Source organism: Zobellia uliginosa (assembly GCF_900156625.1).
In the GTDB taxonomy this organism is placed as follows: Bacteria; Bacteroidota; Bacteroidia; order Flavobacteriales; family Flavobacteriaceae; genus Zobellia; species Zobellia uliginosa.
In genome coordinates, this window is sequence record NZ_FTOB01000002.1 from 925,251 (window position 1) to 945,428 (window position 20,178).

Sequence of the window (20,178 nt, forward strand, 5' to 3'; positions counted from 1 at the left end):
GTTATACTTGTATAACGCCCAGATTGAACTCCTTTTCAATAGGGGCATGGTTGGCGGCCTCGATACCCATAGAAATCCATTTACGGGTATCCAAAGGATTTATTACCGCATCGGTCCATAAACGGGAAGCCGCATAATAAGGAGAAACTTGATTATCATACCTACTTTTGATTTTATCGAAAAGCTCGGCTTCTTTCTTTTCGGTAATCGTTTCCCCTTTTTTCTTGAGCGAGGCCTTTTCAATTTGTAAAAGTACTTTAGCGGCAGAGTTTCCGCCCATAACGGCAAGTTCCGCACTCGGCCAAGCTACTATAAGCCTTGGGTCATAAGCCTTTCCGCACATGGCGTAGTTTCCGGCGCCATAACTATTACCGATAACGATAGTGAATTTCGGAACCACGGAGTTACTTACGGCATTTACCATTTTCGCGCCATCCTTAATGATGCCGCCATGTTCACTTTTGCTTCCTACCATAAACCCCGTAACGTCTTGCAGGAAGACAAGTGGGATTTTCTTCTGGTTACAATTGGCTATAAAGCGGGTGGCCTTATCCGCGGAATCGGAATAGATGACCCCGCCGAACTGCATTTCCCCCTTTTTTGTCTTTACGACCTTGCGTTGGTTCGCTACTATACCTACGGCCCAGCCATCAATTCTGGCATAGCCCGTTAAAATGGTTTTACCGTAACCTTCTTTGTATTCTTCAAACTCGGAATTGTCAACTAGGCGTTTTATAATTTCGCCCATATCATACTGGTCGGTTCTGGAGCCGGGTAGAATGCCGAAAATATCATCGGGATTCTCCTTGGGTTTTACCGCTTCTTTTCTATTGTATCCGGCCTTGTCAAAATCACCGATCTTGTCCATGATATTCTTAATGGTATTCAGGGCATCGGCATCATCTTTGGCCTTGTAGTCGGTTACACCGCTTATTTCACAATGGGTAGTGGCCCCTCCCAAGGTTTCGTTGTCTATGCTTTCGCCGATAGCGGCCTTTACCAGATAGCTTCCGGCCAAGAAAATGCTTCCTGTTTTATCTACGATCAGCGCCTCGTCGCTCATGATGGGCAAATAGGCCCCACCGGCCACACAGCTACCCATGACCGCGGCAATTTGGGTAATTCCCATACTGCTCATTATCGCATTGTTCCTGAAAATTCGGCCGAAATGTTCTTTGTCGGGGAAAATTTCATCCTGGAGGGGAAGGTATACTCCCGCACTATCTACCAAATAGATAATGGGCAAGCGGTTTTCCATGGCAATTTCTTGGGCCCTAAGGTTTTTCTTTCCCGTTATGGGAAACCAAGCGCCCGCCTTTACCGTGGCATCGTTCGCCACCACAAGGCATTGCTTCCCGGAAACATATCCCATTTTAATGACCACTCCGCCAGAAGGGCAACCACCATGTTCTTCGTACATGCCATCGCCCACAAAGGCGCCTATTTCAATACTGTCCTTGTCAGTGTCCAAGAGGTAGTCTATACGCTCGCGGGCCGTCATTTTTCCTTGGGCATGCTGTTTTTCGATACGCGCTTTTCCTCCACCAAGTTTTACTTGGGCCAAGCGCCTTTTAAGGTCGCTTAGTAGTAATTTGTTATGGTCTTCGTTCTTGTTGAATTTTATATCCATTTTTTTACCTTGACTTTTCAATGCTTAAAGATAAGGAGTAAAATTGTTTACATTTGAAAAAATCGAAAATCATATGGTAGAAGAAATACGATGGGGAATTGTTGGTTTGGGAAGTATAGCCCACACCTTTGCGAAAGATTTGGCCTTGGTTACGGGCGGAACCTTGACCGCGGTGGCGTCTAGAAGCCTTGAAAAAGCAAAGACATTTGCCGATGAATATGGGGCGGCCCATACTTTTGACTCTTACGAGGCCCTGTTTGAAAGTAAGGAGGTAGACGTGGTATACATTGCTACCCCGCACACCTCCCATGAGGCCTTGAGCATAAGTGCAATGGAAAATGGGAAACATGTGCTCTGCGAAAAACCGATGGGGGTGAACCCGGATCAGGTAGCGCGCATGATTGCCGTGGCCGAAAAGAACAAGGTGTTTTTGATGGAGGCGCTTTGGAGCCGTTTTAATCCATCGATACGGAAAGCGAAACAATTAGTGGAAAGCGGTGAAATTGGTTCTGTAGCTTTTGTTCATGCCGATTTTGCCTTTTATGCCCTGAACAGGGATCCCGATAACCGACTGCTCAACCCTGACCTGGCCGGGGGCTCTTTGCTCGATATAGGAATCTATCCCATTTTTCTGTCCTATTTATTGTTGGGCATGCCAAAAAACATACAAGCTTCGTCGCATTTATACAAGACGGGGGTAGAAATGCAGACCTCAATGATTTTCGATTATGAAGGCGCGCAAGCCATTCTGTATAGCGGATTAAATTCCAAATCAGAAATGAAGGCCGAAATTTCAGGGACTGAGGGCAGTATTTTTTTATCGCCGCGATGGCATGAGGCACAGGGGTATTCCATAGAAAAGGAGGGTGAATTGGTCGATTACGATTTGCCTACCAAGGGTAAGGGATACACTTATGAAATTGAGGAAGTACACAGTTGTTTGGCATCCGGCATGGTGCAAAGCTCGATGTGGAGCCATCGCAATAGTGTCGATTTGGCCCGGCTTCTTTATGAGGTACGGCAAAAGTCAAACATTATTTTTCCTTTCGAACAACAAAAAGAGGGCGTGTAGCCTTGTAATACCCTAAAAATTACGATATTTGAAGTTACCAAAATTCGAAACCGAAAAACCATGGGAATGAATAAAAATACCGTATTGGCCTGGGCCACTTTTATAATGATTTTTGTGGGCTTGGCCCTAATCGCTTTAGGAGCCTTTAGATACGATGAAGTAGCAGGATGGGGCTTTGCCTCGGTAGGCATAGGATTCTTTGCTATTGCTTGGGTATTCAACGCACTTAAAGGACGGGTTTAGTCCACCTTTTTTAATATCCTCTAAAACACTTAAAACCACTATATGTCTGACGATAAGAAAGTGATTTTCTCCATGTCGGGGGTCACTAAAACCTACAAGAACGCCAATACCCCTGTTCTTAAAAATATATACCTAAGCTTTTTCTATGGTGCCAAGATTGGTATTTTAGGTCTAAACGGGTCAGGTAAATCAACCTTGTTAAAGATCATCGCCGGAGTCGACAAAAATTTTCAGGGTGATGTTGTTTTCTCCCCAGGATACAAAGTCGGTTACCTGGAACAAGAGCCGGAACTGGACGAAAACAAAACCGTTTTGGAAATTGTCAAGGAGGGCGTAAGCGAAACTGTGGCCATACTTGACGAGTACAATAAAATCAACGATATGTTCGGTCTTCCTGAAGTATATGAAGATGCCGATAAGATGCAGAAGTTGATGGATAAGCAGGCCGAGCTTCAAGATAAGATCGATGCTTCCAATGCTTGGGAATTGGATACGAAATTAGAAATCGCCATGGATGCCCTTCGCACCCCGGAACCCGATAAAAAAATCGGGGTACTGTCCGGAGGGGAAAGAAGGCGTGTGGCCCTTTGCCGCCTATTGCTTCAAGAACCTGAAATATTATTGCTCGATGAACCTACCAACCACCTTGATGCCGAATCGGTACATTGGTTGGAACATCACCTCGCCCAATATAAAGGTACGGTCATTGCCGTTACCCACGACCGGTATTTCTTGGATAACGTAGCGGGATGGATATTGGAATTGGATCGTGGTGAAGGTATTCCCTGGAAAGGAAACTATTCAAGTTGGTTGGACCAAAAATCAAAACGCTTGGAGCAAGAGAGCAAAACCGCCTCTAAACGACAAAAAACCTTGGAGCGTGAGCTGGAATGGGTGCGTCAGGGAGCAAAAGGACGCCAGACCAAACAAAAGGCGCGTTTGAAGAATTACGACAAGTTGATGAGTCAAGACCAAAAACAACTTGATGAAAAACTGGAAATTTATATTCCGAACGGACCGCGATTGGGTACAAATGTGCTTGAGGCGAATGGCGTTAGTAAGGCCTATGGCGACAAGTTATTGTACGAAGACCTGAACTTTAAATTGCCACAAGCAGGTATCGTGGGCGTTATCGGCCCGAACGGGGCGGGTAAGACAACGATTTTCAGAATGATCATGGGAGAGGAAACACCTGATAAAGGTGATTTTAAAGTGGGCGAGACTGCTAAGATCGCCTATGTAGACCAAAGTCATTCGAATATAGATCCCGAAAAAACCATTTGGCAAAACTTCAGTGATGAGCAAGAGCTTATTATGATGGGGGGGCGTCAAGTGAATTCAAGGGCCTATTTAAGTAGGTTCAATTTTTCAGGAAGTGAACAAAATAAAAAAGTGAGCATGCTTTCCGGTGGTGAACGTAACCGACTCCACTTGGCCATGACCCTAAAGGAAGAAGGTAACGTATTACTTTTGGATGAGCCTACCAATGACCTAGATGTTAATACCTTACGGGCCTTGGAAGAAGGTTTGGAAAACTTTGCAGGCTGTGCGGTAGTGATTTCCCACGACCGTTGGTTCCTGGATCGTATCTGTACCCATATCTTGGCCTTTGAAGGCGATTCTCAGGTCTATTTCTTTGAAGGTTCCTTCTCCGATTACGAAGAGAATAAGAAGAAACGATTGGGAGGCGATTTGATTCCGAAACGTATCAAGTACAAGAAATTGATTCGATAGTTAAAATCGATTTTAAAGTAAAAAAAGCTCTTGAATATTTTCAAGAGCTTTTTTTATACTCTAAACCTATTTTTAATAATCTGCCTTAGGGTACCAATCCAACTGGATCACTTTGATATCGGGATCACCTGCGGTGACCAGTTGTTTGAATTTAGAAACATCGCTTACATCGGGCTTACCTCTGTAATGATAGGGGTAGACCTGTTTGGGTTTGAATTCCAATACGGCATCGGCGGCGCTTTCAGGGGTCATGGTATAGGGAAGGTTCATACATATAAAAGCCTTATCGATATTCTTAAGGCTTCGCATTTCAGGAATGTCTTCCGTATCGCCGGAAAAATAGATACGTTGGCCATCGATGCTTAAAAGGTATCCATTGCCCCGTCCTTTCTCGTGAAACTTTAGGGCTTCTTTCCTTAGGTTGTACATTGGTATGGCCTCGACCGTAATTCCGTAGCGCTCCTTGCTGTCGCCGTTGTTCAACACATCAATCTGAGGGGTGAAGACATCGGGTATTTTGTCGGCTACCGCTTGGGGAACCATAATTTTTGCTTTATCCGTACCCAAAGCTTTTAGGGTTTCAAGGTCAAAATGGTCGTGATGTATATCGGTTATCAATATAAGGTCGGGCGATTTATGGCCTTCGAACATGCCCACACCTCCTACGGGATCGATATAAACCGTTATGTTGTTCCATTCCAAAACAGCGCTAGCATGTTCAATAGGGGTTATCGTTACTTCGGAACGCCCACTTTCCGCCAGAGCGGGAACCGAGGCCGATTCTTTTGCCTCAGACAGGGCCTTTTCATCCGGAGTGGCTTCTTTTTTGTTCTCTTTACACCCAAGAATAAGGATGCTTGCACTAATAAATACAAAAAGTATACGCTTCATGGTGTTTTAGGTTATAGGGTTAATTGCATTTTAATATTGCTTCGTGTGTATTCAAGGTTCTCTTCAATGGGCACTTCTACAAAACCAAACTTTTTATAGATATGTAAGGCGTCGTTCAATTTGGTATTTGAATATAGGATCAAACGGTCCAGTGACTTTTGTTTGGAGAAATCCAATACGTGCGACAAGAGTTTTTGTCCAATTTTATGACCGCGATAATTAGGGGCTACTGCCATTTTTCCCAATTCAAAAGTAGTGGGGCCTGCAGGAAGCAGTGCACAACACCCCACGATATCGTTTTCCTTTTTTGCAAAAAAGATATAACCTCCTTTATCGATTATATTGGCTTCGCAGTTTTCCAATAAATAGGTGTCCAAGGGTTCTACGGCAAAAAACTCTTCGATCCATTTAAGGTTTAAGTCCCTAAACGCCGAAGCGTACGAAGGATTAAAAGGTACTATTTCCATTTTAAGTATAAGAAGGTGATATATAGATGTATTTAAAATTAAGGTTTCGTAAGGATTTATTTTCTTTAATAAACGATTTTTTTACATTAAAAAATCTAAAAATTAAAACTTATCGTATATACACCGATACAAACAAATAAATTCTTATTAGAAATAAATCTTAACATTATGACTGAAACAAAAAGTAACAATGGTTTGAAGGTGCTGGCAGGCTTGCTAGGTGTGGTACTTTTGGGTACCATCATCTATACCGTTAGTCTATATCAAGAAAAGAAAAAGAACGAAACTGCACTTACACAAGAAAAAGAGTTGGTTGTTGAAGACTTGAATAGTTTAAAGTCTGAATACGACAAAGCTATTTTGGAAAGCAATGCAACCAATGAAGAGTTGGTATCCGCAAGGGACAACATTGCAAAATACATCGACTCTGTAAAAAGTATGAAAGCCGATATTTCTTCTTTGTCTAGATATAGAAGACAGGTTAGCATCTTAAAGCAAGAAAGAGAGCAATTGTTAAAGCAGGTAGATTCGCTTACCAAATCGAACACGCTTATTGCTATGCAAAGGGACAGTACTTATACCGAACTAGAGAAGCAAACTGTTTTTAACGATTCTTTGGTTGTTCAAAATACGCAATTGGCCGACGTTGTAGAAAAAGGATCTGCGCTAAACCTATCTAAATTTAGTGTTGATGCCGTTAAGGAACGTAGCAGTGGTAAATTGGTATCTACGTCAAGAGCAAAACGAACCGATAAATTCAAAATCTGTTTTACGGTTGCCGATAATGTAATCGCCCAAGCTGGAGACAGGGAATTCTTTATTGAAGTTCTTGACCCACAAGGTAACGTTTTAGGGGAAAGCTATTCTAAAACAAATGATTCCGGTGCTTCTGTGACTTACAGCAAAGGAACTGGCTTCTACTACGAAAACAAATCATTGGACGTTTGTGATTACATCAGTAAGCCTGCGGGAGACTTCAAGGAAGGAAACTACATGGTCAACGTTTATGACGATAGACTTAAATTGTTAGGAACTTCTAAGTTCACCTTGAAATAGTAAACACTACCATTTATATAAGAAAAGGGGCAATCTTACGAGATTGCCCCTTTCTATTTGTACACTTTTCCAAGATTAACTATTTAAGGCTACCTACCATATCGGCGGGTTTTACCCATTCGTCATAATCTTCGGCGGAAACATAGCCGAGGTTAATGGCTTCTTCTTTTAAAGTAGTTCCGTTCTTATGGGCCGTATTGGCAATTTCGGCAGCTTTATAGTAACCGATTTTTGTATTCAAGGCCGTAACCAACATTAAGGAATTATTTAAAAGCTCTTTGATAACTTCGTGGTTAGGCTCTATACCGGCCGCGCAGTTAACGTCAAAACTCACACAGGCATCTCCGATCAATTGGGCGGATTGCAAGATGTTGGCCGCCATCATAGGTTTGAATACGTTCAGTTCATAGTGTCCTTGGGTACCACCGACCGAAATCGCTACATCGTTCCCCATGATCTGGGCACATACCATGGTCAATGCTTCACATTGTGTTGGGTTAACCTTTCCGGGCATAATGGAACTTCCCGGTTCGTTGGCGGGAATTATAATCTCACCGATACCTGAACGGGGCCCAGAGGCCATCATACGGATATCGTTGGCTATTTTGTTCAATGATACGGCTAGTTGTTTTAAGGCGCCGTGGCTTTCTACAATGGCATCGTGAGCCGCTAGGGCCTCAAACTTGTTCTCGGCGGTACGGAAGGGCATGCCGGTGAACTCTGCAATGTATTTTGCAACAAGAACGTCATAGCCTTTTGGGGTATTCAATCCGGTTCCGACCGCGGTTCCCCCTAAAGCCAGTTCGCTAAGGTGATCAAGGGTATGGTTCAAAGCTTTTAAGCCGTGGTCCAATTGTGAAACATAGCCTGAAAATTCTTGTCCTAAGGTAAGGGGAGTGGCATCCATAAGATGCGTACGACCGATTTTTACTACATTGGCGAACTCCTTAGATTTTTTGTCCAACGTATTACGAAGCTGGGTTATACCAGGTATGGTCGTCTCTACAATTTTCTTGTAGGCGGCTATATGCATTCCCGTTGGGAAGGTATCGTTCGAAGATTGTGATTTATTGACATCGTCGTTAGGCTGAATCGTTTTTTCGCCTTCGCCAATTTTTTTTCCCGCAATTTCATGGGCGCGGTTGGCAATTACCTCGTTAACGTTCATATTGCTCTGTGTTCCCGACCCGGTTTGCCATATGACCAATGGAAATTGGTCATCAAGCTTTCCTTCTAGAATCTCGTCGCAGACCTGGGCGATCAAATCCCTTTTTTCCTGGGCAAGAACGCCAAGTTCGGTATTGGCATAGGCCGCCGCTTTTTTAAGGAAGGCAAAACCGTAGACTACGTCTAAAGGCATAGAGGCAGAAGGCCCGATTTTAAAATTATTACGGGAACGCTCTGTTTGTGCACCCCAGTATTTATCACTTGGAACCTTTACTTGGCCCATAGTGTCCTTTTCAATTCTAAAGCTCATTTCTGGTAGTATTACGTTAGATGACAAAGGTAGCATTTCACCATTTTATTTCGTCTTCGCAACTTTAAAAATTTAGATTTTTCAACTTCTTCTATTTTTTTTGATTTCAATTTGCAATTATCATTCTTTCTAAAGTATCTTTGTATAGCAAAATTTAGCACATGGAATTTGATCAGTACCTTGGATTTTTAGCTTTCTTAACCATTTTAACCATCGGTTTTTGGCTGATGATTTTTTTATTGACCTTTGTAGTACCTTATTGGTTAGGGGGAAATATTATGGAACTCTATAAAGAGTGGAGAGAAAAGAAAAGAGCAAAGCGTAGCGCATAGTTACGTTTTTACATAGAAAAAGCAGGAAAACGAAAATTCGCTTTCCTGCTTTTTTGTACCCATAATCGAATAAAAAAAATCCCTGCCAATATCAAGTTAGCAGGGATTTTTTATTGCAACGGTTCTTTTTAACCTTCCATTTCGTCTTCTCCGCCACCGTTCTCATTTTCACCTCTACCATTTTTACGATCCCTATCTTTAGACTGGTTGATCCTATACCTAAATGAGAGGTTGATAGATCTGGGCCTAAACTGAAATTCGCTTCTAGAGGTAAAGTCGTCGGAAACGGTGTAAGATTGTCTTTTCCTTGAATTTAAAAGGTCGCTTACATTTAGCGATACGGTACCTTTATCTTTCATGATGTCTTTGCTGAACGCCAAGTTCAAAGACAGCATACCCTTGGTCTCCGTTTGTGAATTTTGGCGTGGCCCCATATAAAAGGCATTGGTTTGCCATTCTATTTTCTCGGGCAGACTTACTTTTGAGCTGAAACGGGCAAACCAACTTGTGTTATCGGTTCCGTAGTCCGTTCCGTTATGTTCCCCTTCACTTGAAAATTGAAAGAAGTTGACACTACCATTTAAACGCAACCATTTTTTGGGGTTGTACAGCACACCGGCTTCGGCACCTATTCTCTCGTTAGAGGACAAATTAATAGGTAAAGACCTGATGATTCGCACACTATCCGTTGTCGTCTGGCCAGTGGCTTCCTGAATGTACTCAAATGAATTGGTCTCCCGCTTATAATAAACCGAGGAAGTTAGTGTAAGCTTGTCCCAACGCTTTAGATAGCCTAAGTCAAATGAATTTGAATAGGCCGGGTCTAAATCTGGATTTCCCTGAAAAATATTAGCTCTACTGGCCCGAGATGGGAAGGGGTTTATAAAACGCCCTCTTGGCCTGTTGATCCTTCTATTGTAACCTAAGGAAATATTCTCCATCTCCCCAATTTCAAATATAAGGTTGAGGGTAGGGAAGAGGCCTAAGTAGTTTTTGTCAAAATTTAAATCGACATCTTCTCCTAGGGCATCCTCAATGGCAGATGTATCAAAATCTGAGGTAACCTCTCCTTTTAGTTGTGTGTTTTCCAATCGCAACCCGGCCAAGAAAGAAAATTTACCGAACTTATTACCGTATTGGGTGTATAGGGCATTTACATTTTCTTGGTAATTGAATTTATTGGTCAAATCTTCATTTGTAACAAATTGATTCGTAGACCTATTTAACGAATCTAGCTTATAATCTGTAATCTCTCTTTCAAAAGTACCTCTATAGCCTACTTCAAACTGGGCGTCTCCCATGGGAAGCACGTAATCGGCCTGTACGAGATATTCGTCTTCAATTTCATTCTGGTAAATACTTTCAAGCGTGTTCAAACTTGTATTAGGAAAGGTGTTGTTGTCATCAATGGTAGAATTCTCTACTTCGTCACCATTGGAATACTGTAAATCGGCAGTAAGCTTTTGGCCATCATCATCAATGTTGTTTACATAATTTAATGAGAACTGGTAGTTCTCTTCATCTTCAAGTTCTATTTCTTCCCTGAAGCTTTTTCTTGTTAGAAGTCCGCTCTCAAAATAATCACTATAATTTTCGGTTAGGTCGTCCCCATCTTGAAAGCGCATAAAGAAACTTCCCGTAAGCGATGACTTTTCATTAAAGAAATATTCAACGCCAAAATTATTGTTGAAGCCTTTGCCCGAACGGGTATAATCGCGGTTTTCATTAATTTGATCGTATTGGCCGTCGTTGTACGAGTTTTCATAAAAAGCATGACCGGGCGATTCATAATATCTATAGCCTAGCGTATTAAAAACATTGAATTTATCTGTTCTTAAATTGGCATTTACCGACATGCTGCTTTGTGAAGGGTATCCTATGTTTACGCTTACGGAACCGTTAAAACCTAGGGTCTTTTCACGCTTTAGAACAATGTTCAAGATACCGGCGGTACCTTCTGCATCGTACCTCGCCGAGGGGCTTGTTATGACCTCTACCTTTTCTATGGCATCGGCGGGCAGCTCCCTTAGGGCATCCGTAGAACCAAAACCGGCCAAGGCCGAAGGTTTTCCGTTGATAAGGATCCTTACGTTTTCATTCCCCCGTAAACTAATGGCCCCTTCCACGTCTACATTTACGGAAGGAACATTGTTGAGGGCGTCGCTAATGGTCGCTCCGCTGGTGGTAAGGTCTTTGCCTATATTGTAGATTTTTTTGTCGAGACGGACTTCAACAGTGGTTTTTTCTCCGACCACTTCTACACCTTCCAATTGTGCCACGTCAAGGGCCAATTTTATCGTACCCAAATCGGTAGATTCCTTTAGGAGTTGGTTAGGGAGCTTGTAGGTCTTATAAGAGATATATTCAACACTGATGTTGTATTTTCCGGGAAGGGTCTCAACGGAGAATTTACCGTCGATATCGCTGATACCTCCCGTAACTTTTTCAGGGTTGTCGACGCTTTGGAGTACTAAAGTAGCGTATTCAAGTGGATCGCCATTGTCTTTGTCCAATACCGTTCCGGTAATTTTTATGGGCTGCCGTTCTTGACCTTGGGGCCGCTGAGGCCGTTGTGCGAATGTGTTTATCGATAACAGTAACAGGGTGATCAAGAAGGTTTTTCTCATGTCAGTCTTTAGATTTTTTTTTCTTTCGTTTTTTCTGCCGTTTCCTTTCTTTTTGTGTCTTTTGAAGTCCCTTTTTCTGCATTTCTACAAAAGCCTCATATTTTTCAATGGGCAAACCGGCCTTCAGTTCTTCGTCTTGGGCCTTGGTAATTTTTTCCATACCCTCGCGCATTTGCTCGGGACTTAGCTCAAGAATCTGCATTTCAATTCGTTTTTGCAGATACTTTTTCAATACGGAACTCATTACGGCCGATTCAAATTCGTTTAGCTCCAAGGCTTCGGCGATACCGGGCATTTCGTCATTGACGATTTGCTCGGCAGTTTTGGGCTCGGGGGCTTTTGGTGTTTCCTGAACTTGAGGAATGGCACTTCGCTGCCTTCCATAACCGTAACCTCCGCCACCATAGCCGTACCCTCCGCTACCATAACCATATTGGGCCACTAGCTCGGGACTTGTAAACAATAGAACAAAAAGTAAAATAACGTATGGGATATTGTTTTTCATGACGATATCAGCGTGTATGATTATATTTTTATAGAATGGTTTAATCTTGCTTTGGTTAAAGCTTTGTTAAAATAGTAACGCAACAAATGTACCAAATTCCCAAGGGTAAAAATATACTAAAAAATAATGTAGGCATCCACTTGATTTTTAGCGAAATACCTACTTTTTATTTTTTTAGGAAAGAACCATATTCTTAAAGGATATCTTCCACTAATTTTGGGGGGCGGCCGATTACCGCTTTCCCGCCATTCACTACTATGGGGCGTTCTATGAGTTTAGGGTGAAGAATCATGGCATCTAGAATTTCTTCTTGTGACAAAAGCTTGCCCCTATAATTCTCCTTCCAAATAGCCTCATTCTTTCTGACCAACATTTCCGGCGTGATACCGAGGCAATCCAGTACTTTGCGAAGTTCTTCCTTGCTGGGTATGTCTTCCAGGTATTTTATGACTTCAAATTCCTTTCCCGATTGTTCGAGTATCTGTAATCCTTCTCGTGATTTCTGACATCTTGGGTTGTGATATATCTTTATCATTGTAATACTATCTTATGGCTAATTTGTAATTATAATCAATCTTCTTCTTTTTGTCCCATCATCATGAGATAAGCTTTTAAAAAAGCATCGATATCTCCGTCCATTACCGCATCGACATTACCGGTTTCTTGGCCGGTACGCACATCCTTAATAAGCTTATAAGGGTGCATCACATAGTTCCGTATTTGCGACCCCCATTCAATTTTCATTTTAGAGGATTCAATTTCTTGGCGTGCTTCCATTTTCTTCCGAAGTTCGATTTCGTAGAGTTGCGACTTCAACATTTTCATGGCCGTAGCCCTGTTGTCGTGCTGGCTCCTTGAATCTGAGCAAGAAATTTGTATACCTGTTGGATGGTGTACCAGTTGTACCTTGGTTTCTACCTTGTTTACGTTCTGACCACCGGCCCCACTAGACCGTGCGGTGGTGATGGTTATATCTGCAGGGTTTACGTCAATTTCAATACTGTCGTCCACTAGGGGGTATACGTATACCGAAGCAAATGAGGTGTGCCGTTTGGCATTACTGTCGAAAGGGGAAATACGTACTAATCGGTGCACCCCGTTTTCGCCTTTTAACCATCCGAACGCAAAATCACCTTCTATCTCTAGGGTTACGGTCTTTATACCGGCCACATCCCCTTCTTGATAGTTGAGCTCCTTTATTTTATACTTGTTCTTTTCGGCCCACATCATATACATACGCATGAGCATAGAGGCCCAATCGCAGCTTTCGGTACCACCGGCACCGGCCGTAATCTGCAGAACTGCCGAAAGTTCGTCACCTTCCTCCGAAAGCATGTTTTTGAACTCGAGCTTCTCTAACTGGTTTATGGCCTTTTCGTACTGGGCGGCCACCTCGGTTTCGGTAACTTCACCTTCCTGAAAAAACTCCATTAAAATTTCTAAGTCGTCAACCAGTGTTTTGGCGGTATTGTAATCATCTACCCACTGCTTTTTAGACTGTATGAACTTCATATGGGCTTGGGCTTCCTGGGGATTGTCCCAGAAATCCGGAGCCAAGGTCTTCTCTTGTTCGTTTTCTATTTCAATAAGCTTGGCATCGACGTCAAAGATACCTCCTTAACGCACCAAGGCGATCTTGAAGACCCTTGAATAGGTCCGTGGTAATTGTCATTGTATTTTATTTTCAAACAAAAATACTACTCTTTTTTATCTATTCTACAGTAAATTTTCGAATGTTTACGATATGGGATGAATACCGTTTTGTTGATCGGCCAACGCTCTGCACTCATGGCGTTTATACTGAAATCCCTATTGTTGATCTTGGCTGTTCACCTGAACGGAATGAACGGTTTGGTTCTTTCCCGACGTGTATACAACACCCTTTAAGGGCGAGCAATCTGAGTAGTCTTTGCCGTGTGCAACCTTGATGTGATTGGTTGCGGCCAAAATATCGTTGGTAGGGTCAAAACCGATCCAGCCAGCATAGGGAATATAGGCTTCTGCCCATGCATGCATTTGTAAATCTCCAAAATAACCGTTGCCTTGATGTAGATAACCCGAAACATATCGGGCGGGAATACCGTTTGTCCTAGCTAGAGCACAAAACAAATGGGTGAAATCTTGACAAACCCCTTGATGAATATCCAATACTTCATTTAATGTGGTGTGTACGTCTGTTGCCTTAGTGTTAAATTGAATATAGCGATAAGTATAACTATTAAGTGCGATAAGGTTGTCGAAAATGGAATTGCCCCAATCAAATTCGAACAAGATGTTTTTAGTGTAGGGAATATAAGTGTAAGGGGTTGTTTTTAGGAAAGCCTCGTAATCTACTTTAAAATTCAGCCCTTGAATTTTTTCAATCGACTTTGATTTATCTGCTTCAGGGGTAAAGTCGAAGGGATTGATTTCTTTTTTTATTAATCTGAACCGGGCTTCAAAAGCAATTTGTTCAAACTTTTGTTTCATATGGACACGTATGGTCTTAAAGCCATATCCGTTTATGGAAAATTCAAATTTGGGGTTGATAGAAGAATTAAAATCGATTCCGATAAATTGCTGTGATTCATTTTCTTCCGGGATGACCAGAAATTGCCAATAGGCCTCATGTACCGGTTCTTCATAGGTGTTTTCGGCTTTATAGGTAATGAAATATTCTAGTGGCATATGAAATTGGTTAAACTAGTTTAAGGATACTGTTTATGTTCGTTAGGTCTTGATATGAGTCAAGCGGGAAAGGAATCAGTAGCTAAAAAATTCTTCTTCCATTTTTTGACTTATTTCATAAAGACTGTCCAAGGTAGTGTCAATGACCGATTGAATATCTTTTTCTATTTCTATTATACATTTAAACTCATATTCCGCCTTTACCTTAGCTACTAAAAAAGCCGTAGAGTCACGATCCAATTTTGTATTAGGGTCTAAAATTTGCATATGTTTAAACACTTGGTTCAAACTGTTCATAATTGACCTGGGGCAATCGGGGTTGAGGATCAAAAATTCCAAAGTAGATATACTGCTGGGTGTTTTTTTGTAGTACCGGCGCATCATATCATAAGACTCCGTGCATTTCAAAAGGGTAGTCCACTCAAAACTATTTTTAAATTTATCCCCATAACTGCCCTGTGCCTTTAGTGCGTCGTTGCTCTTGGCATTGATGATGCGTATAATTTGTGTGGCCCGCTCGATATTGGTTCCCATCATGATTATGGCGTAAATCTCATCATGCATGAGCGTACTTCTTACCTTTCCCCTCAATATAGCGGACATCTCTGTAACATTAAGGGTGAAATCGTGAAGCCCATTTTTTGTATAGACTTTTGGGTCGTATTTTGAAATAAAATGGTAAAACTTATTGATAGATTCGTATAGTTCGGTGGAAATGAGGTCACGAGCACTATTGGCATTTTCCCGTACGTTTCTCACGTTGTTTATAATGGAAGAAGGGTAATTGGGGTCTAACCCTATCTTGTACAACACCCTTTCTTCGCTGTGTACAATGGATTCGTCCTCTATGGGATCACCTATCATATTGAGCATAGAACGTAAGACGAATTGCCGTGATTGCGAAACTTGGTTAGGGGCATCTAGGGACGAAAAATAGTTGACCCGAAGATATCGGGCAATGTGCTCCGAACGTTCAATATAACGTCCCATCCAGAAAAGGTTATTGGCGACTCGTGCTAGCATAGGCAATTTTTAAATATTAGTCTGTATTAGGTTTGTGAACCTTATGTTCTAGGAAATCTTCAATAGCTTTTTAGTTAAGTTTTTAAAACCCAGGTGTCTTTGGATCCCCCACCTTGTGATGAGTTGACGATCAAGTTGCCCCTTTTTAGGGCTACTCGGGTCAGGCCTCCCTTCAGCACGAATTCCTTGTCTTTTCCCAAAACCGTAAAGGTTCTTAAGTCTACATGCCGTTGTTCAAAAGATTCGGTTTTATCGATATACGTAGGGTGAACCGAAAGGGACATAATGGGTTGTGCTACATACTTTCTAGGGTTTAAAAGTATTTGTGCCTTGACGACTTCTATTTCCTTTTTGCTAAGTCGGTTTCCAATGGATATCCCATAACCACCAGCTTCGTCCACTGGTTTTATGACCAGGGTTTCTATATGTTCCAAGACGTATTTTAATTCTTTGGGTCTACTGCAATGATAGGTGTGTACATTGTTAAGGATAGGTTCTTCGTTTAGGTAATACCTTATGATTTCAGGCATATAGGTGTATACAGCCTTGTCATCGGCAACACCGGTACCCGGAGCATTGGCCAAAGTTACATTGCCTTTTTTGTAAGCGGCGAATAGGCCAGGTACACCTAGGGAAGAATCTGGCTTGAACTCTAATGGATCGATAAACGCATCATCGATTCTTCGGTATATTACATCTACTTTTTGTGGTCCTTGAATGGTCTTCATGTATACAAAGTCGTTTTCCACAAATAAATCCCTGCCTTCTACCAGTTCAACCCCCATGGTCTTTGCCAAATAAGAATGCTCGTAAAAGGCCGAGTTGAACATGCCTGGAGTAATGACCACAACGTTAGGGATGTCTACGCCTTTTGGTTTAACCGTTTCAAGTAAGTCCAAGAGGTTTTCGGCATAATTGGTAACCGAATAGGTCTTATAATGATTAAAAACACCAAAGAGGGCCCGTTTCAGGGCGGTGCGGTTACAGATAACATAACTTACCCCACTAGGACATCTTATGTTGTCTTCAAGCACGTAATATTGCCCATCGGTATGTTTAATGATATCGGTGCCGGAAATATGATTATAGATTCCACCAGGCGGATCGACCTTATTCATTTGATCCAAGTAGTTGGCGGAGGAACTTATCAAATCCATGGGGACTATACCTTGTCTTATTATTTTTTTGTCATGGTAAATATCCCATAGAAACAGGTTTAGCGCCCTGCTCCGTTGTATGGCTCCCGATTCGATAATGTTCCATTCTTCGGGAGGGATTATTCTTGGAAAAAGGTCGAAAGGAAAAATTTTTTCCTCTGTTTTCTTTTTGTCATATACCTGAAACGTGATGCCCTGGTTAAAGAATGATGATTTTGCCTTTTCATTTAAATTAACATAATCCTTTATGGAATGCTCTCCATAAAGGGTGAACAGTTTGGAGTAGACATCCTTTACTTGTCCGTTTTTATCAAAGATTTCATCAAATAGGACAGGGTTTCTTTTGTAGGATGAAAAAATCTGATTTTCGAGATTGACCATAGTACATTTGTTTGTACTTAAGGTACTCGTTTTTAACCTGTTTACAGTAAATAATAATGTAATTATTGAAATGATAAATTAGTATTAAAGCAATAATAAAGGGACATTTTTATTGTTTTTTGTGCGAAAAAGAAACAATTTCCCTCATTTTTGTCAAATTTAGCTACTTTTAGCACGCTCTATTTTAAGGGTAAATAGCTAAAATGTAAGAATACTTTTCATAGGTAATTTATTATATAGTATACATGCAGATCAACCTAATCAGTGATACGGTAACCAAGCCCACCCCGGAAATGTTAGATGCCATGATGTCTGCCCAAGTGGGCGACGACGTTTTTAAGGACGACCCCACCGTAAACGCTCTTGAGGAAAAAGTGGCACAAATGTTCGGAAAGGAAGCAGCCTTGTTTTTCCCGTCGGGAACAATGGCCAATCAGACGGCTATAAAACTACATACACAGCCGGGAGAACAGTTGATCTGTGATAAATATGCCCATGTCTATAATTATGAAGGGGGAGGAGTCAGTTTTAATAGTGGGGTCTCATGCCGACTGATCGATGGTCATAGGGGGATGATTACCTCCGATCAAGTTAAAGCGGCGATTAATCCGCCGGATTTCTATCACAGTCCGTTAACCTCATTGGTGTGTATCGAAAATACGACCAATAAAGGAGGTGGAGCTTGTTGGGATATGGAGGAATTGAAAAAAATTAAGGAAGTCTGCAAAGAAAACCACTTGAACTATCATTTGGACGGAGCCCGTTTATGGAATGCCATGGTGCAAAAAAATGAAAGTCCATTAGCTTATGGGGAATTGTTTGACACCATTAGTGTTTGCTTGAGCAAGGGACTGGGTTGCCCTGTAGGTTCCATCGTTGTAGGAAGCCGGGCGCAAATGGATAAAGCCCTTCGTATTCGAAAGATCTTTGGAGGAGGCATGCGCCAGGCAGGGTATTTGGCCGCAGCAGGAATCTATGCACTCGACCATCACGTGGAGCGACTGGCCGAAGATCATGCCAAAGCCCGCGAAATAGGGGAGGTGCTAGAAGGCCTACCTTATATAAAGAGCGTTGAGCCTATTGAAACCAACATCATTATTTTTGAAATGGATGAAAACATCGTCAAAGCAGATGTTTTTTTGGAAAAACTCAAAGAAAATGGGGTGTATATTATAGGTATGGGACAAGGAAAACTACGCATTGTCACCCATTTGGATTACACCGATACCATGCACGACAGATTCATCGATATCCTAAGAAGTCTATAGGCTATTGATCGTATGTCTTTTTTAGGGCATTTAAGGAATTTGTAAGATTTTTAATTCCGTTCTCCATGCCGGCCTCCGAGCCGTAGGGTAGGCTATACCCTAATAACTGCCCATTCGCATCTTTTAAATGAAAGAGAAATTGACCAGCGTGATTCGTTTTTCGTTCAAAATTACCACGGCCAACCTGCATGCCGTGTAGTTGTGCTATTGCGTTTTTCATTGCATCTTCATCAGTGTAGGCTATACTGTTTAATATCGTGCTTCCACTTAGGGAGCTAAGTGAAAATCGGTACTTGTTATCGTTAAAATGGGTCTTTATTAGAGATGTCTTCATGGATAATGAATTTACGGATTTTTGAAATAACAATACTCTCTAAAAAAATAGCCTATGCTATTCTATAATATTCTTTTTGGTTGAAATGATGTATTTCATCGGTGTTTTATGTTTTTAATAAGAATGTACTTGTTAAAAATTTATTAAATCATTAACTTGTAATTCACTATAAACTATAAACTATAAACATTAACTAAACTATGAAAAAGATTATTTTTTCTATTGCCGTATTGACGGCATCATTGGGTGCGGCGCAAGATTTGCCTACCAATCCTGAACCCGGAAAGTGTTACGTACGATGTACCACCCCTGACGTTTATGTAAACGAAACAGTTACGGTTACGATAAAGCCCGGTTACAAGGTGTTAAAGACGATTCCCGCGACCTATAAAACGGTTACCGAACGGGTTTTGGTCAAGGAAGAGAGTAAAAAATTCCGCATTATTCCCGAGGAGTGGGGTACGGAAAAGGTGACGTATGTATCAAAGGAAGGTGGAAATACCTTGAGTATCAGTCCGGCTAGTTTTGGTACGGCCTCTGAAACGATAGAAGTAAAGCCTGCCTATGCACAATGGGAATTAGGCGCGGCGGCTCCTGATTGTGATTCCGGCAACCCTGATGACTGTAGGTATTGGTGTTATAAAGGTTATCCCGCCGAATTTCAAACTATTGAAACGGCTACCTTGGTCCGTGATGCCAGTACGTCCAAAACCCCGGTTCCCGAAAAAAGCGCGAGCTACACGAAAAGAGTCCTTATTTCTCCGGCCAAGGTGGTAGAAGAAGTGGTTCCTGCGGTTTACGATGAAATTACCCGAACGGTCTTGGATAAAGATGCTTATACCGTTGAGGAAATTGTACCGCCCGTAACCAAGACTTACACCAAAGAGGTGTTGAAGGAAAAAGGTGGATTAACGACCTGGAAAGAAGTAGAGTGTTCCTTGGTTACCTATCAAGCTCTTCCTATCAATTGGAATTTAGGTAGTGCTACTTTGACCGCTCAGGCCAAAAGCATTATCGATACCCGTTTATTACCTGTGTTGGCCAAGAATCCCGGAGTTAAAGTAGAACTGGCTTCACATACCGATGCCCAGGGAAGTGCATCATCAAATCAAGATCTATCGGAGCGAAGGGCACAGGCCGTGGCCCAGTATTTGATCTCCAAAGGCATCAACTCAAGTCTTTTGGTCGCTAACGGCTATGGTGAAACAAAACTTAAGAACCGTTGTAAAGATGGTGTTTCTTGTACCTCTAGGGAACATGCGGTAAATAGAAGGACCGAATTTAGGTTGATCAACAACTAATTCCTGTAAAATT

General features: G+C 41.8%; 19 protein-coding genes. 7 read left to right on the top strand and 12 right to left on the bottom strand.

Annotation, left to right across the window (positions count from 1 at the left end):
* Position 1 precedes the first annotated feature (1 nt).
* Complete coding sequence (locus BW980_RS08315; protein WP_076454588.1) at positions 2 to 1,630, bottom strand: acyl-CoA carboxylase subunit beta; 1,629 nt, start codon at positions 1,628 to 1,630, stop codon at positions 2 to 4.
* Positions 1,631 to 1,703: 73 nt separating this feature from the next.
* On the opposite strand from BW980_RS08315, the gene BW980_RS08320 reads away from it, so the two are divergent.
* The 3 genes from BW980_RS08320 to ettA are packed head-to-tail and all read left to right on the top strand — an operon-like array spanning position 1,704 to position 4,679.
* On the top strand, positions 1,704 to 2,702 hold the full coding sequence (locus BW980_RS08320) for a Gfo/Idh/MocA family protein (protein ID WP_076454807.1): 999 nt from the start codon (positions 1,704 to 1,706) through the stop codon (positions 2,700 to 2,702).
* A 60-nt stretch (positions 2,703 to 2,762) separates the two neighbouring features.
* Positions 2,763 to 2,945 (top strand): CAL67264 family membrane protein, encoded by a 183-nt coding sequence (locus tag BW980_RS08325; protein WP_013995358.1) that lies wholly within the window; start codon positions 2,763 to 2,765, stop codon positions 2,943 to 2,945.
* A 42-nt stretch (positions 2,946 to 2,987) separates the two neighbouring features.
* On the top strand, positions 2,988 to 4,679 hold the full coding sequence (gene ettA, locus BW980_RS08330; RefSeq protein WP_076454590.1) for an energy-dependent translational throttle protein EttA: 1,692 nt from the start codon (positions 2,988 to 2,990) through the stop codon (positions 4,677 to 4,679).
* Between the two features lie 72 nt (positions 4,680 to 4,751).
* Here ettA and BW980_RS08335 read toward each other — a convergent pair whose 3' ends face one another.
* Positions 4,752 to 5,570, bottom strand: a complete 819-nt coding sequence (locus tag BW980_RS08335; RefSeq protein ID WP_076454592.1) for an MBL fold metallo-hydrolase — start codon at positions 5,568 to 5,570, stop codon at positions 4,752 to 4,754.
* A gap of 11 nt (positions 5,571 to 5,581) precedes the next feature.
* Positions 5,582 to 6,037, bottom strand: a complete 456-nt coding sequence (locus BW980_RS08340) for a GNAT family N-acetyltransferase (protein WP_076454594.1) — start codon at positions 6,035 to 6,037, stop codon at positions 5,582 to 5,584.
* A gap of 168 nt (positions 6,038 to 6,205) precedes the next feature.
* Between BW980_RS08340 and BW980_RS08345 the strand changes: the two genes are divergently transcribed.
* Positions 6,206 to 7,093: a hypothetical protein gene (locus BW980_RS08345; RefSeq protein ID WP_013995362.1), complete on the top strand. Its 888-nt coding sequence runs from the start codon at positions 6,206 to 6,208 to the stop codon at positions 7,091 to 7,093.
* 79 nt (positions 7,094 to 7,172) lie between these two features.
* Here the strand turns inward: BW980_RS08345 and fumC are convergent, their stop codons facing one another.
* Positions 7,173 to 8,570 (bottom strand): class II fumarate hydratase, encoded by a 1,398-nt coding sequence (gene fumC / locus BW980_RS08350; RefSeq protein ID WP_076454596.1) that lies wholly within the window; start codon positions 8,568 to 8,570, stop codon positions 7,173 to 7,175.
* Positions 8,571 to 8,731: 161 nt separating this feature from the next.
* On the opposite strand from fumC, the gene BW980_RS22560 reads away from it, so the two are divergent.
* Entirely contained in the window at positions 8,732 to 8,902 is a 171-nt protein-coding gene (locus tag BW980_RS22560) for a hypothetical protein (protein ID WP_013995364.1), read from the top strand.
* A gap of 128 nt (positions 8,903 to 9,030) precedes the next feature.
* Here BW980_RS22560 and BW980_RS08355 read toward each other — a convergent pair whose 3' ends face one another.
* From BW980_RS08355 to BW980_RS08385, 7 genes are all read right to left on the bottom strand, one after another.
* A complete protein-coding gene (locus tag BW980_RS08355) occupies positions 9,031 to 11,529 on the bottom strand; it encodes a TonB-dependent receptor (RefSeq protein ID WP_076454598.1) in 2,499 nt (832 codons plus the stop codon).
* Position 11,530: 1 nt separating this feature from the next.
* Positions 11,531 to 12,034 carry a hypothetical protein gene (locus BW980_RS08360; RefSeq protein WP_076454600.1) on the bottom strand — a complete coding sequence of 168 codons (504 nt, stop codon included), beginning with the start codon at positions 12,032 to 12,034 and terminating at the stop codon, positions 11,531 to 11,533.
* Positions 12,035 to 12,227: 193 nt separating this feature from the next.
* A complete protein-coding gene (gene arsC / locus BW980_RS08365) occupies positions 12,228 to 12,569 on the bottom strand; it encodes an arsenate reductase (glutaredoxin) (RefSeq protein ID WP_076454602.1) in 342 nt (113 codons plus the stop codon).
* A gap of 35 nt (positions 12,570 to 12,604) precedes the next feature.
* Positions 12,605 to 13,706 (bottom strand): peptide chain release factor 2 gene (gene prfB, locus BW980_RS08370; protein WP_231854773.1). Its coding sequence is split into 2 segments (ribosomal slippage): positions 12,605 to 13,639 and positions 13,641 to 13,706, totalling 1,101 coding nucleotides; the frame shifts between segments, so codons are not numbered across the junction.
* Between the two features lie 137 nt (positions 13,707 to 13,843).
* Complete coding sequence (locus BW980_RS08375) at positions 13,844 to 14,701, bottom strand: transglutaminase-like domain-containing protein (protein ID WP_076454603.1); 858 nt, start codon at positions 14,699 to 14,701, stop codon at positions 13,844 to 13,846.
* Between the two features lie 75 nt (positions 14,702 to 14,776).
* Positions 14,777 to 15,724, bottom strand: a complete 948-nt coding sequence (locus BW980_RS08380; RefSeq protein WP_076454605.1) for an alpha-E domain-containing protein — start codon at positions 15,722 to 15,724, stop codon at positions 14,777 to 14,779.
* Between the two features lie 74 nt (positions 15,725 to 15,798).
* Positions 15,799 to 17,262, bottom strand: coding sequence for a circularly permuted type 2 ATP-grasp protein (locus tag BW980_RS08385; RefSeq protein ID WP_076454607.1), 1,464 nt, complete (start codon positions 17,260 to 17,262; stop codon positions 15,799 to 15,801).
* Positions 17,263 to 17,507: 245 nt separating this feature from the next.
* Here BW980_RS08385 and BW980_RS08390 point away from each other — a divergent pair, with 245 nt between their 5' ends.
* Positions 17,508 to 18,530 carry a threonine aldolase family protein gene (locus BW980_RS08390; RefSeq protein ID WP_076454609.1) on the top strand — a complete coding sequence of 341 codons (1,023 nt, stop codon included), beginning with the start codon at positions 17,508 to 17,510 and terminating at the stop codon, positions 18,528 to 18,530.
* 1 nt (position 18,531) lies between these two features.
* Here BW980_RS08390 and BW980_RS08395 read toward each other — a convergent pair whose 3' ends face one another.
* Complete coding sequence (locus BW980_RS08395; protein WP_076454611.1) at positions 18,532 to 18,864, bottom strand: YegP family protein; 333 nt, start codon at positions 18,862 to 18,864, stop codon at positions 18,532 to 18,534.
* A gap of 200 nt (positions 18,865 to 19,064) precedes the next feature.
* Here BW980_RS08395 and BW980_RS08400 point away from each other — a divergent pair, with 200 nt between their 5' ends.
* Positions 19,065 to 20,165, top strand: coding sequence for an OmpA family protein (locus tag BW980_RS08400; protein ID WP_076454613.1), 1,101 nt, complete (start codon positions 19,065 to 19,067; stop codon positions 20,163 to 20,165).
* The last annotated feature ends 13 nt before the right edge of the window (positions 20,166 to 20,178 follow it).

Coding starts and splice junctions, on each gene's coding strand:
- arsC (WP_076454602.1), bottom strand. CDS start 12,569: ATGATAAAGATATATCACAACCCAAGATGTCAGAAATCACGAGAAGGA.
- BW980_RS08325 (WP_013995358.1), top strand. CDS start 2,763: ATGGGAATGAATAAAAATACCGTATTGGCCTGGGCCACTTTTATAATG.
- BW980_RS08360 (WP_076454600.1), bottom strand. CDS start 12,034: ATGAAAAACAATATCCCATACGTTATTTTACTTTTTGTTCTATTGTTT.
- BW980_RS08335 (WP_076454592.1), bottom strand. CDS start 5,570: ATGAAGCGTATACTTTTTGTATTTATTAGTGCAAGCATCCTTATTCTT.
- BW980_RS08390 (WP_076454609.1), top strand. CDS start 17,508: ATGCAGATCAACCTAATCAGTGATACGGTAACCAAGCCCACCCCGGAA.
- BW980_RS08340 (WP_076454594.1), bottom strand. CDS start 6,037: ATGGAAATAGTACCTTTTAATCCTTCGTACGCTTCGGCGTTTAGGGAC.
- BW980_RS22560 (WP_013995364.1), top strand. CDS start 8,732: ATGGAATTTGATCAGTACCTTGGATTTTTAGCTTTCTTAACCATTTTA.
- BW980_RS08375 (WP_076454603.1), bottom strand. CDS start 14,701: ATGCCACTAGAATATTTCATTACCTATAAAGCCGAAAACACCTATGAA.
- BW980_RS08380 (WP_076454605.1), bottom strand. CDS start 15,724: ATGCTAGCACGAGTCGCCAATAACCTTTTCTGGATGGGACGTTATATT.
- BW980_RS08400 (WP_076454613.1), top strand. CDS start 19,065: ATGAAAAAGATTATTTTTTCTATTGCCGTATTGACGGCATCATTGGGT.
- BW980_RS08320 (WP_076454807.1), top strand. CDS start 1,704: ATGGTAGAAGAAATACGATGGGGAATTGTTGGTTTGGGAAGTATAGCC.
- BW980_RS08315 (WP_076454588.1), bottom strand. CDS start 1,630: ATGGATATAAAATTCAACAAGAACGAAGACCATAACAAATTACTACTA.
- ettA (WP_076454590.1), top strand. CDS start 2,988: ATGTCTGACGATAAGAAAGTGATTTTCTCCATGTCGGGGGTCACTAAA.
- BW980_RS08345 (WP_013995362.1), top strand. CDS start 6,206: ATGACTGAAACAAAAAGTAACAATGGTTTGAAGGTGCTGGCAGGCTTG.
- BW980_RS08385 (WP_076454607.1), bottom strand. CDS start 17,262: ATGGTCAATCTCGAAAATCAGATTTTTTCATCCTACAAAAGAAACCCT.
- BW980_RS08355 (WP_076454598.1), bottom strand. CDS start 11,529: ATGAGAAAAACCTTCTTGATCACCCTGTTACTGTTATCGATAAACACA.
- BW980_RS08395 (WP_076454611.1), bottom strand. CDS start 18,864: ATGAAGACATCTCTAATAAAGACCCATTTTAACGATAACAAGTACCGA.
- fumC (WP_076454596.1), bottom strand. CDS start 8,570: ATGAGCTTTAGAATTGAAAAGGACACTATGGGCCAAGTAAAGGTTCCA.